The organism is Pseudomonas sp. CCI3.1 (assembly GCF_034313985.1).
Lineage (GTDB): Bacteria > Pseudomonadota > Gammaproteobacteria > Pseudomonadales > Pseudomonadaceae > Aquipseudomonas > Aquipseudomonas psychrophila.
In genome coordinates, this window is the sequence record NZ_JAVIWO010000001.1 from 4,509,233 (window position 1) to 4,522,736 (window position 13,504).

13 protein-coding genes are annotated in these 13,504 nt (G+C 57.8%); 11 read left to right on the plus strand and 2 right to left on the minus strand.

Annotation, left to right across the window (positions count from 1 at the left end):
* Nucleotides 1-20: 20 nt before the first annotated feature.
* Nucleotides 21-3,248: a ribonuclease E gene (rne, locus tag RGV06_RS20695; protein ID WP_322151103.1), complete on the minus strand. Its 3,228-nt coding sequence runs from the start codon at nt 3,246-3,248 to the stop codon at nt 21-23.
* Nucleotides 3,249-3,969: 721 nt separating this feature from the next.
* Between rne and rluC the strand changes: the two genes are divergently transcribed.
* The 3 genes from rluC to RGV06_RS20710 are packed head-to-tail and all read left to right on the plus strand — an operon-like array spanning nt 3,970 to nt 6,591.
* The gene (gene rluC, locus RGV06_RS20700) at nt 3,970-4,929 is read left to right on the plus strand and encodes a 23S rRNA pseudouridine(955/2504/2580) synthase RluC (RefSeq protein ID WP_019827927.1); all 960 of its coding nucleotides are present in this window, start codon (nt 3,970-3,972) and stop codon (nt 4,927-4,929) included.
* Nucleotides 4,916-5,581 (plus strand): HAD-IA family hydrolase, encoded by a 666-nt coding sequence (locus tag RGV06_RS20705; RefSeq protein WP_322151105.1) that lies wholly within the window; start codon nt 4,916-4,918, stop codon nt 5,579-5,581. The genes rluC and RGV06_RS20705 overlap by 14 nt, the downstream gene beginning before the upstream one ends.
* A gap of 20 nt (nt 5,582-5,601) precedes the next feature.
* Nucleotides 5,602-6,591, plus strand: coding sequence for a S49 family peptidase (locus RGV06_RS20710; RefSeq protein WP_019827931.1), 990 nt, complete (start codon nt 5,602-5,604; stop codon nt 6,589-6,591).
* Nucleotides 6,592-6,652: 61 nt separating this feature from the next.
* Here the strand turns inward: RGV06_RS20710 and RGV06_RS20715 are convergent, their stop codons facing one another.
* A complete protein-coding gene (locus RGV06_RS20715) occupies nt 6,653-7,231 on the minus strand; it encodes a Maf family protein (protein WP_019827932.1) in 579 nt (192 codons plus the stop codon).
* Nucleotides 7,232-7,336: 105 nt separating this feature from the next.
* On the opposite strand from RGV06_RS20715, the gene RGV06_RS20720 reads away from it, so the two are divergent.
* From RGV06_RS20720 to pabC, 8 genes are all read left to right on the plus strand, one after another.
* Nucleotides 7,337-7,864, plus strand: coding sequence for a YceD family protein (locus RGV06_RS20720; protein WP_019827935.1), 528 nt, complete (start codon nt 7,337-7,339; stop codon nt 7,862-7,864).
* A 13-nt stretch (nt 7,865-7,877) separates the two neighbouring features.
* Complete coding sequence (rpmF, locus tag RGV06_RS20725) at nt 7,878-8,060, plus strand: 50S ribosomal protein L32 (protein ID WP_003442519.1); 183 nt, start codon at nt 7,878-7,880, stop codon at nt 8,058-8,060.
* 4 nt (nt 8,061-8,064) lie between these two features.
* Entirely contained in the window at nt 8,065-9,075 is a 1,011-nt protein-coding gene (gene plsX, locus RGV06_RS20730) for a phosphate acyltransferase PlsX (RefSeq protein WP_019827936.1), read from the plus strand.
* 126 nt (nt 9,076-9,201) lie between these two features.
* On the plus strand, nt 9,202-10,140 hold the full coding sequence (fabD, locus tag RGV06_RS20735; protein WP_037032658.1) for an ACP S-malonyltransferase: 939 nt from the start codon (nt 9,202-9,204) through the stop codon (nt 10,138-10,140).
* A gap of 16 nt (nt 10,141-10,156) precedes the next feature.
* Nucleotides 10,157-10,900 carry a 3-oxoacyl-ACP reductase FabG gene (fabG, locus tag RGV06_RS20740; RefSeq protein ID WP_019827939.1) on the plus strand — a complete coding sequence of 248 codons (744 nt, stop codon included), beginning with the start codon at nt 10,157-10,159 and terminating at the stop codon, nt 10,898-10,900.
* Nucleotides 10,901-11,091: 191 nt separating this feature from the next.
* The gene (gene acpP / locus RGV06_RS20745; protein ID WP_016779952.1) at nt 11,092-11,328 is read left to right on the plus strand and encodes an acyl carrier protein; all 237 of its coding nucleotides are present in this window, start codon (nt 11,092-11,094) and stop codon (nt 11,326-11,328) included.
* Nucleotides 11,329-11,439: 111 nt separating this feature from the next.
* A complete protein-coding gene (fabF, locus tag RGV06_RS20750; protein ID WP_037032659.1) occupies nt 11,440-12,684 on the plus strand; it encodes a beta-ketoacyl-ACP synthase II in 1,245 nt (414 codons plus the stop codon).
* Entirely contained in the window at nt 12,684-13,502 is an 819-nt protein-coding gene (gene pabC, locus RGV06_RS20755) for an aminodeoxychorismate lyase (protein WP_019827942.1), read from the plus strand. The genes fabF and pabC overlap by 1 nt, the downstream gene beginning before the upstream one ends.
* Nucleotides 13,503-13,504 lie beyond the last annotated feature (2 nt).

Here is a 13,504-nt window from a genome sequence, read left to right on the forward strand (position 1 = left end):
CTTTTTAGTGGCCTTTGGAATTAGGCGAGAGGTTTAGACTCGTGTTCCTGTTCCTGGGCTGCGGTTTCACTTGCAGGTGCATGGGCGGCAGCAGCAGCGGCGGCTGCAGCCTCTTCACGCTTGCGACGACGTACTTCGCGCGGGTCGTTAGGTGCACGGCCATTGCTTGGAGCGCTGACTGCAGGAGCTGCAACCACGACTTCAACCACTTCAGTCGCCACAACGACTTCAGCTTCAGCTGGAGTCGGTTGAGCGGTGACTACGGTCTCGACTACAGCTTCAACCGCCACCACTTCAGGAGCGGCAGGTTGTGCTGCAAGAGGGGTTTCAACTGCGGCAGGCTCGGCAATTGGCTCGCGTACAACGCGGACTTCCTTGGTAGGCTCCGGTGCTTTTTCGAAAGCTGGCGCCTCGAAAGCTGGAGTCTCAACGACCGGAGTTTGCGCGACGGCTTCGATGACTGGCTCTGGAGCTGCTACAACCGGCTCGGCGACAACCTGGACTTCAGGGTGGGCTTCTTGTACCGGTGCAACTTCAACTTCAGGTGCCTTGATCGCTTCGATCGGCGTTACTGCTTCGACAGCCGGTGCTTCTACAACCGAAGTTTCAACAACGGTTGCTTCTTCAGCTGCGGTTGCTTCAGCAGCGGGTGCTTGAGTCGCAGGTGCTTCTACAACAGCTACTTCCTGCGCAGCTTCAGCGGCAACTACGGTTTCAGCCGGGGCTGATTCCTGAGTTGCTTCAGTCGCACGCTCTGCTTGTTGGTGAGCCTGAGCTTCAGCAGGAGCACTGATTACCGAGCTGGCTACTGCTTCTGTCACGGCCAGGCCGGCAGCGATTTCAAGGGTGGTTGCAGGAGCGTTTTGGGCGTTGCCTTCTTCGCTGTTCTCTTCCGAGCCCTCAATCACGTTGCCGTTGGCATCGCGTTGACGTTCACGACGATTGCTGCGACGACGCTGACCACGGGAGCGGCGACGTGGACGATCGCCTTCGGCGTTGTCCTGTGTCTCGTCCTGGGATTGCTCTTCGCTGGACAGCACTTCTTCGTCTTCAGCAGCAGCTGCTACGTGCTCTTCGCGTGGAGCGCGCTCTTCACGAGGGGCGCGAGGCTGGCGTTCTTCACGAGGCGGGCGGGCCGGACGTTCTTCGGTTACGGCTGCGGCAGCAACAGCAGGCGCTGCGTCCAGAGGCTCGCGCAGTTCGCGTACGCGCTCTTCACGGCCTTCGCCACGAGGTTTGCGGTCTTCGCGAGGTGCGCGTGGAGCGCGTTCTTCACGAGGTGGACGCGGTGCACGTTCTTCGCGAGGTGCTTGAGCAACAACCGGTGTTTCTTCGCGAGTTGTACGCTCTTCACGCGGCTCACGGGCAGCACGCTCTTCACGTGGTGCGCGTTCTTCGCGAGGTTTGCGTTCTTCATCGCGACGACCGTTGCGGTTGCGGCTTTGCTGGCGGCCGTTGCGACGCTCTTCGTTGCGTGCAGGTCGCTCAGGGGTTGCCGGCTTCTCAACCACGGTCGGAGCAACAGGCTCTTCCTTGGAGGCGAACAGGCTTACCAGCGACTTGACCAGGCCTTTGAACAGGCTTGGCTCGGAGATGGTGGCGGCGGGTGCAGGTGCAGTCGGCGCTGCGACGGCTTCGGTAGGAACCGGTGCCGAGGTGCGTGGTGGTGCAGTTTTAACGGCGGCTTCCTGGCGAACCAGAGTGCGGGTGGCAGCAGCAGGCTGGACTTCTTCCACTTCGGCAGCAGCGGCAGCAATTTCATAGCTGGACTGGTTGGTGTGGGCTTCCGGGCTGTCATCACGCAGGCGCTGAACTTCGAAGTGCGGCGTCTCAAGGTGGTCGTTCGGCAGAATGACGATGCGAGCACGGGTGCGCAGTTCGATCTTGGTGATCGAGTTGCGTTTTTCGTTGAGCAGGAATGCAGCAACCGGGATTGGCACCTGGGCACGTACTTCGGCAGTACGGTCTTTCAGGGCTTCTTCTTCGATCAGGCGCAGGATGGCCAGCGACAGCGACTCAACATCGCGGATGATGCCGGTGCCGTTACAGCGTGGGCAAACGATGCCGCTGCTTTCGCCCAGGGATGGACGCAGACGCTGACGGGACATTTCCAGCAGGCCGAAGCGCGAGATACGGCCGACTTGTACGCGGGCACGGTCTGCTTCCAGGCATTCGCGGACTTTTTCTTCCACGGCGCGCTGGTTTTTGGCAGGGGTCATGTCGATGAAGTCGATGACGATCAGGCCGCCGATGTCGCGCAAGCGCAACTGGCGGGCGATTTCTTCAGCCGCTTCAAGGTTGGTTTGCAGTGCGGTTTCTTCGATATCGCTGCCTTTAGTGGCGCGGGCCGAGTTGATGTCGATGGACACCAGGGCTTCGGTCGGGTCGATAACGATGGAGCCGCCGGAAGGCAGTTCAACGACGCGCTGGAAGGCGGTCTCGATCTGGCTTTCGATCTGGAAACGATTGAACAGCGGAACGCTGTCTTCGTAGAGTTTGATTTTGCTGGCGTACTGCGGCATCACCTGGCGGATGAAGGTCAGTGCTTCGTCCTGGGCTTCAACGCTGTCGATCAGTACTTCGCCGATGTCCTGGCGCAGGTAATCGCGGATAGCGCGGATGATCACGTTGCTTTCCTGGTAGATCAGGAATGGCGCGGAGCGATCCAGTGAGGCTTCTTTAATGGCGGTCCACAGTTGCAGCAGGTAGTCGAGGTCCCACTGCATTTCTTCGCTGCTGCGGCCCAGGCCTGCAGTGCGAACGATCAGGCCCATGTCAGCAGGGGCGATCAGGCCGTTCAGCGCTTCGCGAAGTTCGTTGCGCTCTTCACCTTCAATGCGACGGGAGATGCCGCCGGCACGCGGGTTGTTCGGCATCAGCACCAGGTAACGACCGGCGAGGCTGATGAAGGTGGTCAGGGCTGCGCCCTTGTTGCCACGTTCTTCTTTCTCGACCTGGACGATAACTTCCTGGCCTTCGCTCAGGACGTCCTTGATGTTTACGCGGCCTTCAGGAGCCTTCTTGAAGTACTCGCGGGAGATTTCCTTGAGGGGCAGGAAGCCGTGGCGCTCGGAGCCGAAATCGACAAAGGCAGCCTCAAGGCTTGGTTCAATGCGAGTAATACGGCCTTTGTAGATGTTGGCTTTCTTCTGCTCGCGTGCGCCCGACTCGATGTCCAGGTCGTAGAGGCGTTGGCCATCTACCAGTGCAACGCGCAACTCTTCAGGTTGAGTTGCGTTAATCAGCATTCTTTTCATGTTGTACCGTCGGTTTCCGGGCTACCGGAAACGGCGTTCGGCACACACGACTTCTCACGGTCGGTGTCAGGTGCGTCAGGAGTTGTTGGCCACTCCTGTGTACAGCGAGGTTCGAACCTTGGGGTCGAAGTCGCGACTTACGCTTCCTGCTTGCTGTGGTGCTAAAGCACCTCTTAAGCAAAAGTCTGGTCAGGAGGAGGAATCAACCGGCGGCTGTGGACGAGATGAAGCGTCTTGATAAAGCCTATTGCTACACAGTCCGGCGGTTGTGCGTCTCCACCCTACACGTATCCCTGATAATTCGGGTGCTGCCGCGCGCAGAATCCGCAGCGGGTTGGCATTTACCGTGTTCTCCAAAAGGGGAGTTCACGCATCATGGCTAATAAAGGCAATGTTTCTGAAGCTTTCGCCCGAAATTCCCGAAGCTGACTGCACTTTGTGAACTGGCCGTGAATATCGGCGTAGAAGGGGAGTTTGCACTCTGCTTTCCAGGCTCGCTTCAGGCCTCATGTCACCTGCGCTTGTTACAACTCCAGGTCTTGCGTGTGTTGCGAAAGCCCCGTGGGACGGCCTCGCGTCCTTGTTAAGAGCGTTGGTCAGGGCCGGTGGTACACCGTTAATCCTCTGTCCAGGCCGCTTTTGGCGGCGTTCGCGACTATAGCAGCAATGATTAAGTGCTTCAATTCCATAAAAAATTGTTATCATCGGCGCCATGACGACGACTACCCCCCCGACCCCCAGCGTCCAGCTGCTTGAGGTCTCGCCGGAATATGCCGGCCAACGCATCGACAATTTCCTGCTTGCTCGACTCAAGGGTGTTCCCAAGACCTTGATTTACCGCATTTTGCGTAAAGGCGAAGTGCGCGTGAACAAGGGCCGGATCAAACCTGAGTACAAGCTGCAGGCGGGCGATATCGTGCGCGTGCCGCCGGTGCGCGTGCCTGAGCGCGACGAGCCGGTGCCTGTGGCGCAAGGCTTGCTGCTGCGCCTTGAGGCGGCGATTGTCTATGAAGACAAGGCGCTGATTGTATTGAACAAGCCAGCAGGTATCGCCGTGCACGGCGGCAGCGGCCTGACGTTTGGTGTGATTGAAGCCTTTCGTCAGATGCGCCCTGACGTCAAGGAGCTGGAGTTGGTACATCGTCTGGACCGTGACACGTCCGGCCTGTTGATGATTGCCAAAAAACGCAGCATGTTGCGCCATTTGCACGAAGCGCTACGTGGCGACGGTATCGACAAGCGTTATATGGCATTGGTGCGTGGCAACTGGGCGGCTTCGATCAAGCAGGTGCGTGCGCCACTGATGAAGAGCAACCTGCGTTCGGGTGAGCGCATGGTTGAAGTCAACGAAGAAGGTAAAGAATCGGTCACGGTCTTCAAGGTGCTGCGCCGCTTCGGTGATTTTGCAACCATGGTAGAGGCGCGCCCGATCACCGGCCGTACTCACCAGATTCGCGTGCATACCCTGCATGCCGGACATTGCATTGCCGGTGATACTAAATACGGCGATGAGGGCTTCTCCAAGGAGATCCGTGACTTGGGTGGCAAGCGGCTGTTTCTGCATGCCTACATGTTGACGGTGCCTATGCCCGATGGCGGTGAGATGAAATTCCAGGCTCCGGTAGATGAAATGTGGGCCAAGACCGTGGAGCGACTGAGTGTCCCTTACTGATTACAAGCTGCTGATTTTTGACTGGGATGGCACGCTGGCCGACTCCATTGGTCGTATTGTCAGTGCGATGCAGGTTGCGGCGCAGCGGGCGGGTCGCCCTGAGCGCGATGCGCCTGCAGTCAAAGGGATTATCGGCTTGGGCCTGCCTGAGGCGATTCTGACGCTGTATCCCGACATGACGCCAGGGCAGGTGATTGCCTTCCGTCAGCACTATGCGGATGTCTATATCGCCATGGATGCTGAGCCTTCGCCGCTGTTCGCAGGGGTCAAGGAGTCGCTTGAAGCATTCCGTGCGCAGGGCTATCGCCTCGCTGTTGCCACGGGCAAAGCGCGTCGCGGGCTTGATCGCGTGCTCAAGGCTCACGGATGGGAGGATTTTTTCGACATCACCCGTGCGGCAGACGAGACTGCAAGCAAGCCTGATCCCTTGATGCTCAATCAGATTCTGGCTCATTGTGATGTGCTTCCGGGTCAGGCGTTGATGGTGGGGGATGCTTCCTTTGATTTGTTGATGGCACGCAACGCGGGCATCGACTCTGTCGCGGTAGGCTATGGTGCTCAGTCAATGGAGCGCTTGCTGACGTTCGAGCCCCGGTTGGCGATTGACAGTTTTCCCGAGTTGCGCGCCTGGCTGGGTCGTCAGGTTAATTAAAGTCTTTGCTGGGGTAGTGCATGGTTGATCAATGGAAAGCGCCCTCTGCGGCTGAATCGACTGTCGGTGATGCGAAAAGCTGGCAGCTGCTGGAAAAAACCTTGTTGGCGGGTATCCAGGAGCAGCGCCGTTCGCGTCGCTGGGGTATTTTCTTCAAGGTCCTCACGTTCTGTTATTTAGTGACGGTCCTGTTGCTGTTCACTCCGTTGCTGGACATGGAGCGTGCTGCTGTCGGCGGCTCGGGTTATACCGCGCTGATTGATGTGCGTGGCCCGATTGCTGATAAAGAGCAGGCCAGTGCCGATAATCTGGTCACCAGTCTGCAGGCTGCGTTCGAGGATCCAAGGGTCAAGGGTGTGGTGTTGCGCATCAACAGCCCCGGCGGAAGCCCTGTGCAGTCGGGTTATGTCTACGATGAAATTCGTCGTTTGCGCGGCCTGCATCCTGACACCAAGGTGTATGCGGTGATCTCCGATCTGGGTGCTTCCGGCGCTTATTACATCGCCAGCGCTGCTGACGAGATATACGCCGACAAGGCCAGTCTCGTCGGGTCGATTGGTGTGACCGCGGCAGGCTTTGGCTTTGTCGGGACGATGGAGAAGCTGGGGGTTCAGCGTCGTGCTTACACCTCGGGTGATCACAAGGCATTTCTGGATCCGTTTGAGCCAGAAAAGCCGGACGAAACCAAGTTCTGGCAGGGCGTTCTGAATGTGACTCACCAGCAGTTCATTGATAGCGTCAAGAAGGGCCGTGGTGATCGCCTGAAAGACAAGGAACATCCGGAGTTGTTCTCGGGGCTGGTCTGGACCGGTCAGCAGGCGTTGCCGCTGGGGCTGATTGACGGGCTGGGCAATACCAGTTCGGTTGCTCGCGATGTGATCGGTGCCAAGGATCTGGTGGATTTTACTGTTCAGGAATCTACTTTCGATCGATTCTCGAAAAAGCTCGGTGCCAGCGTGGCTGAGCAATTGGCGATGTGGATGGGCTTCCAGGGGCCGACGCTGCGCTGATTGTCTTGTGCTTCAGTGAGAGCATTGGAAACCGGCATGAAAATGCCGGTTTTTTTACGCCTCAAGGAATGTCGACACCTTCGGCGAGCAGCATGTCCACAAGGCGTATTAACGGCAGCCCGACCAGGCTGGTGGCGTCATCGCCTTCTGTGCGCTGAAACAGGCTCACGCCAAGGCCTTCGGCTTTAAAGCTGCCAGCGCAGTCGTAGGGCTGCTCGGCGAGCAGGTAGCGTTCGATCTGCTCTGTCTTTAGGGGGCGCATGTGTACGGTAAAGGGGATGCAGTCGACCTGGTAGTGCCCGGTCTGGCTGTTGAGCAGGGTCAGGCCGGTCAGGAAGCTCACGCTGGCACCGCTGGCACTCATCAGCTGTTGGTGGGCCTTATCGTGGGTGTGGGGTTTGCCGATGATTCGTCCGTCGAGTACGGCGACCTGATCAGAGCCGATAATCAGATGGTTTGGGTGGCTGTGGGCCAGTGCTCGCGCTTTCTCCAGGGACAGGCGTTTGACCAGTTCGACGGCGGTCTCGCCCGGGCGGTGGCTTTCGTCGATATCGGGCGAGCTGCAACTGAAAGGCAGGCGCAGGCGAGTCAGTAAATCGCGGCGGTAAACCGAGCTTGAAGCAAGTAATAAAGGTAGCATGCGCGGCTCCTGTAGGTGGTTGGCGATTCTAACGGGCGTACGGGATGTCGCACAGGCACAATTTCCTTTGACAGGTGAGGGGGTCGTCCCTAGAATGCTGCGCCTATGTTGAATGACCCGATTCCACCTCACGTTGACCCGCGCAAATTAGCTGATCGTGGCACTACCCTTCAAGGTGAAGTGCTGCTGGCTGATTTGGAGAGACTCTGCGACCCGCTTTCCGACAATGTCGGTACGGTCCAGGCTAAATTTGTTTTTGAGCGAGACGAGCGAAGATCTGTGGTAATACACAGCTCCATCGACGTTGAGGTCAAAATGGTTTGCCAGCGTTGTCTTGAGCTGGTCACCCTGCCGATTCACAGCGAGTGCAGTTATGCTGTGGTGAAGGAGGGTGCAAATACCCAGTCGTTACCGAAAGGTTATGACGTGCTGGAACTGGGCGAAGATCCATTGGATCTGCAGTCACTGATCGAGGAAGAGCTTTTGCTTGCCTTGCCCATTGTGCCTGCTCATCATCCGGAAGAATGCCAGCAGCCGGCGGGTCTCGATGAGCCCGAACCAGGCGAGGACGAGGTAACGCGGTCCAACCCGTTCAGTGTATTGGCGCAGTTAAAGCGTGACCCAAACGTTTAGGAGTTAATTAATTATGGCTGTTCAGCAGAACAAAAAATCCCGCTCTGCCCGTGACATGCGTCGTTCGCACGATGCTCTTTCGGCTAGCACTCTGTCCGTAGAAAAAACCACCGGTGAAATTCACCTGCGTCACCACGTATCGCCAGAAGGCGTATACCGTGGTCGTAAAGTGATCGACAAGGGCGCTGACGAGTAATCACTTGTCCGCTCAGGTCATCGCGATCGACGCAATGGGCGGGGACTTCGGTCCCCGCAGCATTGTTCAGGCTTGTATTGCCTGCCTGTCTGCTACCCCCTCGTTACACCTGACCCTCGTCGGTCAACCTTCCGTACTTGAAACCTTGATCGCTGGCCATTCGGCTGTGGATCGCTCGCGCCTGACGATTACTCCTGCTTCAGAAGTGATTGCCATGAATGAGCGGCCTTCCCATGCCTTGCGCAGCAAACCGGATTCGTCCATGCGTGTGGCACTGGAGTTGCTCCGTGATGGCAAGGTGCAAGCCTGCGTGAGTTCCGGCAATACCGGTGCACTGATGGCGTTGTCCCGGCATGTGCTCAAGACCTTGCCGGGAATCGACCGTCCGGCCATGGTGGCGGCGGTTCCGACCCAGACTGGCTACTGTCAGTTGCTGGACTTGGGCGCGAATGTCGATTGCACGGCCGGGCAGTTGTTTCAGTTTGCAGTGATGGGTTCGGTGGCGGCGCAGGCGCTGGGTGTTCTTCGTCCGCGGGTTGCCTTGCTCAACATCGGCACCGAAGACGTCAAGGGCAATCAGCAGGTCAAGGAGGCCGCCGCGTTATTGCAAGCGGCGCCCGGGCTGCATTACATCGGCTTTGTCGAGGGCGATGGCGTGTACCGGGGTGAGGCGGACGTGGTGGTGTGTGACGGGTTTGTCGGCAATATCATGCTCAAGTCCAGTGAAGGGCTTGCGACCATGATTTCAAGTCGGCTTGAAGCGGTGTTCCGGCGTACCCTGTTCAGTCGCTGTGTCGGGGTGCTGGCGTTGCCGTTGATGCGGCGCCTGCAGGCTGATCTGGCGCCCGCGCGTCATAATGGCGCGAGCTTTCTCGGGTTGCAGGGGATTGTGATCAAGAGCCACGGTTCGGCAGGTGCTCAGGGCTTTCAGAGTGCGATAGAGCGCGCACTGATTGAAATCCATGAAGACCTGCCAAAGCGTTTGTATGGGCGCCTTGACGGGTTGTTGCCGTAGGCGTTTTACCGGGCGGATACTAAAATGTGACCGCTCAGTCCAATCAGCCATCCAACTGTCAGTTTCTTGCGTCCACTACGGTAGGGCGTCAATTCTCCGACGACAAGATCATTAGGGGCTTGTTACATGTCTACATCCCTCGCATTTGTCTTTCCAGGGCAGGGTTCGCAGTCCCTCGGCATGTTGGCCGAGCTGGGCGCGGAACATCCGCTGGTCCTGGAAACATTTAAAGAAGCTTCTGATGCTCTGGGTTACGACCTGTGGGCACTGATCCAGGAAGGTCCTGCAGAGAAGCTGAATCAGACCGACATTACTCAGCCTGCCATTCTGGCTGCCTCGATTGCCCTGTGGCGTCTGTGGCTGGCCGAAGGCGGCAAGCGTCCTGACTTTGTTGCAGGCCACAGCCTGGGCGAATACAGCGCATTGGTTGCTGCCGAGTGCCTGACATTGGCTGAAGCGGTCAAGCTGGTTGAGCGTCGCGGTCAACTGATGCAAGAAGCCGTGCCGGCTGGCCAAGGTGCCATGGCGGCAATCCTGGGTCTGGAAGATGCTGACGTGCTGGCGGCCTGTGCAGAAGCAGCACAAGGTGAAGTGGTCAGTGCAGTCAACTTCAACTCGCCGGGCCAGGTTGTTATTGCGGGCGCCAAGGCGGCTGTCGAGCGCGCCATGGAGCTGTGCAAGGCCAAAGGCGCCAAGCGTGCACTGCCGTTGCCGGTAAGCGTGCCCTCGCACTGCGAGCTGATGCGTCCTGCCGCTGAGCGTTTTGCCGAGTCCATCGAAGCGATCGACTGGAAAATGCCGAGCATTGCGCTGGTGCAGAACGTCAGTGCCGCCGTTGCCGCTGACTTGCCAACCCTCAAGCGTGACTTGCTCGAGCAGTTGTACAAGCCTGTGCGCTGGGTTGAGTCGGTACAGGCTCTTGCAGTCGGTGGTCCGGTTGATCTGGTTGAATGCGGCCCGGGTAAAGTTCTGGTAGGCATCAGCAAGCGTTGCGCTGAAGGCGTAACGACTCACAATTTGAATACCCCGGATGCCTTCGCCGCTGCGCGATTGGCTCTGGTCTGAATCAGGAGAAGCCTGCATGAGCTTGCAAGGTAAAGTTGCACTGGTAACAGGCGCAAGCCGTGGCATTGGCCAGGCTATCGCATTGGAGTTGGGTCGTCAGGGCGCCGTTGTCATCGGTACCGCGACTTCGGCAGCCGGTGCTGAGCGTATTGCCGCCACCCTGAAAGAAAACGGTGTTCAGGGCACTGGCATGGAACTCAATGTCACCAGCAGCGAATCCGTTGCTGCAGTGCTGGCGAGCATTCAGGAACAGTTCGGCGCGCCGGCGATTCTGGTCAATAATGCCGGTATCACCCGCGATAACCTGATGATGCGCATGAAAGATGACGAATGGCATGATGTCATCGATACCAACCTGAACAGTCTGTATCGCCTGTCCAAGGGGGTTTTGCGCGGCATGACCAAGGCCCGTTGGGGGCGAATTATCAATATTGGCTCTGTTGTGGGTGCCATGGGCAACGCAGGCCAAGTAAACTACGCCGCCGCCAAGGCAGGGCTTGAAGGTTTCGGTCGTGCGCTGGCACGTGAAGTGGGCTCGCGCTCGATCACTGTCAACTCGGTAGCTCCGGGCTTTATCGATACCGATATGACCCGTGAATTGCCGCAAGCACAGCGCGAAGCCTTGCAAACGCAGATTCCGCTGGGCCGTTTGGGTCAGGCTCAAGAGATCGCAAACGTGGTCGCTTTCCTGGCATCCGACGGTGCAGCCTACGTGACTGGGGCTACAATCCCGGTCAACGGCGGGATGTACATGAGTTAAATGTGACGGATTGCTTCAAAAAAATGTCATACGAGCTGTCTAAAATCCGTTATAAAGCTGCAATCTATTTATAGGCAGCCGGTTGTTGAGGTGTGAGTGCAAAGCTTTCAGTTGAAAAACTGAAAAGGCTTTCGATACACTTGCCCACTGGCCAGCTGCCTGAATTTGTCCATTAGGAGTGAAAACAAGGTATGAGCACCATCGAAGAGCGCGTCAAGAAAATCGTTGCCGAGCAACTGGGCGTTAAAGAAGAAGAAGTGACCAATGCTGCTTCCTTCGTTGAAGACCTGGGTGCCGACTCCCTTGACACCGTTGAGCTTGTGATGGCTCTGGAAGAGGAATTCGAGACTGAGATTCCTGACGAAGAAGCTGAAAAGATCACTACTGTACAAGCCGCTATCGATTACGTTACTAGCCACCAGGCGTAATAGTTTGTAATCGTTGCTCGCTGTCATGGAAAAACCGCACTGCCGCTCTGGCGTGCGGTTTTTTCTTTAGGCGTGAAGCAAAGTGTCGTCAATAGAATAAAGGAGAGTGCTGTGTCGCGTAGACGCGTCGTAGTCACCGGTATGGGGATGTTGTCGCCACTGGGTGCGGATGTTCCGAGCACTTGGCAAGGCATTCTGGCAGGCCGAAGTGGCATTGGTCTGATCGAACACACGGATCTTTCTGCCTATTCCACCCGTTTTGGCGGCTCGGTACAGGGCTTTAACGTTGAGGATTACCTCTCCGTCAAAGAAGCCCGAAAACTTGACCTGTTTATTCAATACGGTTTGGCAGCTGGGTTTCAGGCTGTGCGTAATTCCGGCCTTGAAGTAACCGACGCCAATCGTGAGCGCATCGGTGTGGCAATGGGGTCGGGTATTGGCGGTTTGACCAATATCGAAGAAACCAGCCGTACCCTGCACGAGCAAGGCCCGCGACGGATTTCTCCGTTTTTCGTGCCCGGTTCGATCATCAATATGATTTCCGGCTTTCTGTCTATCCATCTGGGTACACAGGGGCCTAACTACGCCATTGCGACTGCCTGTACCACGGGTACGCATTGCATCGGCATGGCAGCACGCAACATTGCTTACGGCGAAGCCGACGTAATGATTGCCGGCGGTGCCGAAATGGCCGCCTGCGGCCTGGGCATGGGTGGTTTTGGTGCCTCCCGCGCGCTGTCGACCCGCAACGACGATCCAACCCGTGCCAGCCGTCCGTGGGACAAAGGCCGTGATGGTTTTGTATTGTCTGACGGTGCCGGTGCGCTGGTGCTCGAAGAGCTTGAACATGCCAAGGCGCGTGGTGCGACTATCTATGCCGAGCTGATCGGTTTTGGGATGAGCGGTGACGCTTTCCACATGACCTCGCCTCCGGCCGATGGTGCAGGTGCTGCCCGCTGCATCACCAATGCCCTGCGTGACGCTCAGCTGAACGCTGATCAAGTGCAATATATCAACGCCCATGGTACTTCGACGCCTGCCGGTGACCTGGCAGAAGTGTCGGCGATCAAGTCGGTGTTTGGTGATCACGCCTACAAACTGGCGGTGAGTTCCACCAAGTCCATGACCGGTCACCTCTTGGGTGCGGCGGGTGCGGTCGAGGCGATTTTCAGCGTGCTGGCCATCAACAGCCAGATTGCACCGCCGACCATCAACCTCGACGAGCCTGACGAAGGCTGTGATCTGGACTTCGTGCCGCACACCGCGCGCGAAATGCCGATCGATGTGGTGTTGTCCAACTCATTCGGCTTTGGTGGCACTAACGGCTCGTTGGTGTTCCGTCGGTACGCCGAGTGATGCAAAGCTGGGTCGACGGTCAGCCGGCGAACGCACTTGCGTCGCTTAAAGACCGTGGGCTGGCCTACGGCGATGGTCTGTTTGAGACCCTCGCGGTCAAGGCTGGCACACCGTTGCTGCTGGAGCTGCACATGCAGCGTCTGGCGCTCGGTTGTTCCCGGCTGGCGATTGTTGCGGATCAGGCATTGATCCGCAGCGAATTGCTGGCTTATGCGCAAGCGATGGGCGAGGGCGTCCTCAAACTCATCCTGACCCGTGGCGATAGCCTGCGTGGTTATGGCGCGTCCCCCGAGGCTAAGCCTCGAAGAATCCTGCAAGCCAGTCCGGCTGCGGCTTACCCTGATGCCTACGGGCAGCAAGGTATTGCGCTGTTTGACTGTGCCACCCGTTTAGCCGAGCAACCGCTGTTGGCGGGGCTCAAACACCTCAATCGACTCGAACAGGTGATTGCGCGTTCCGAATGGCAAGACCCGGCCTACGCCGAGGGCTTGATGCGCGACACCTCGGGGCGAGTGATTGAAGGTGTCTTCAGCAATCTGTTCATGGTGCGTGACGGGGTTCTGATTACCGCCGATCTGCACCGTTGTGGCGTGGCTGGCGTAATGCGCGCTGCTCTGCTGGCCGAGGCCGAGCGCCTGGCCATCCCTTGTCATGTCACTGACATCAGCCTGGCGCAGCTGCAACAGGCCGATGAACTCTTCCTCTGTAACAGCGTGTATGGCGTTTGGCCCGTGCGCGCATTTGCAGACCTGAGCTGGCCGGTGGGGCCACTCACCCGTAAACTGCAAGGCATTGCTCGCACCCTATTGGATGTTTGATT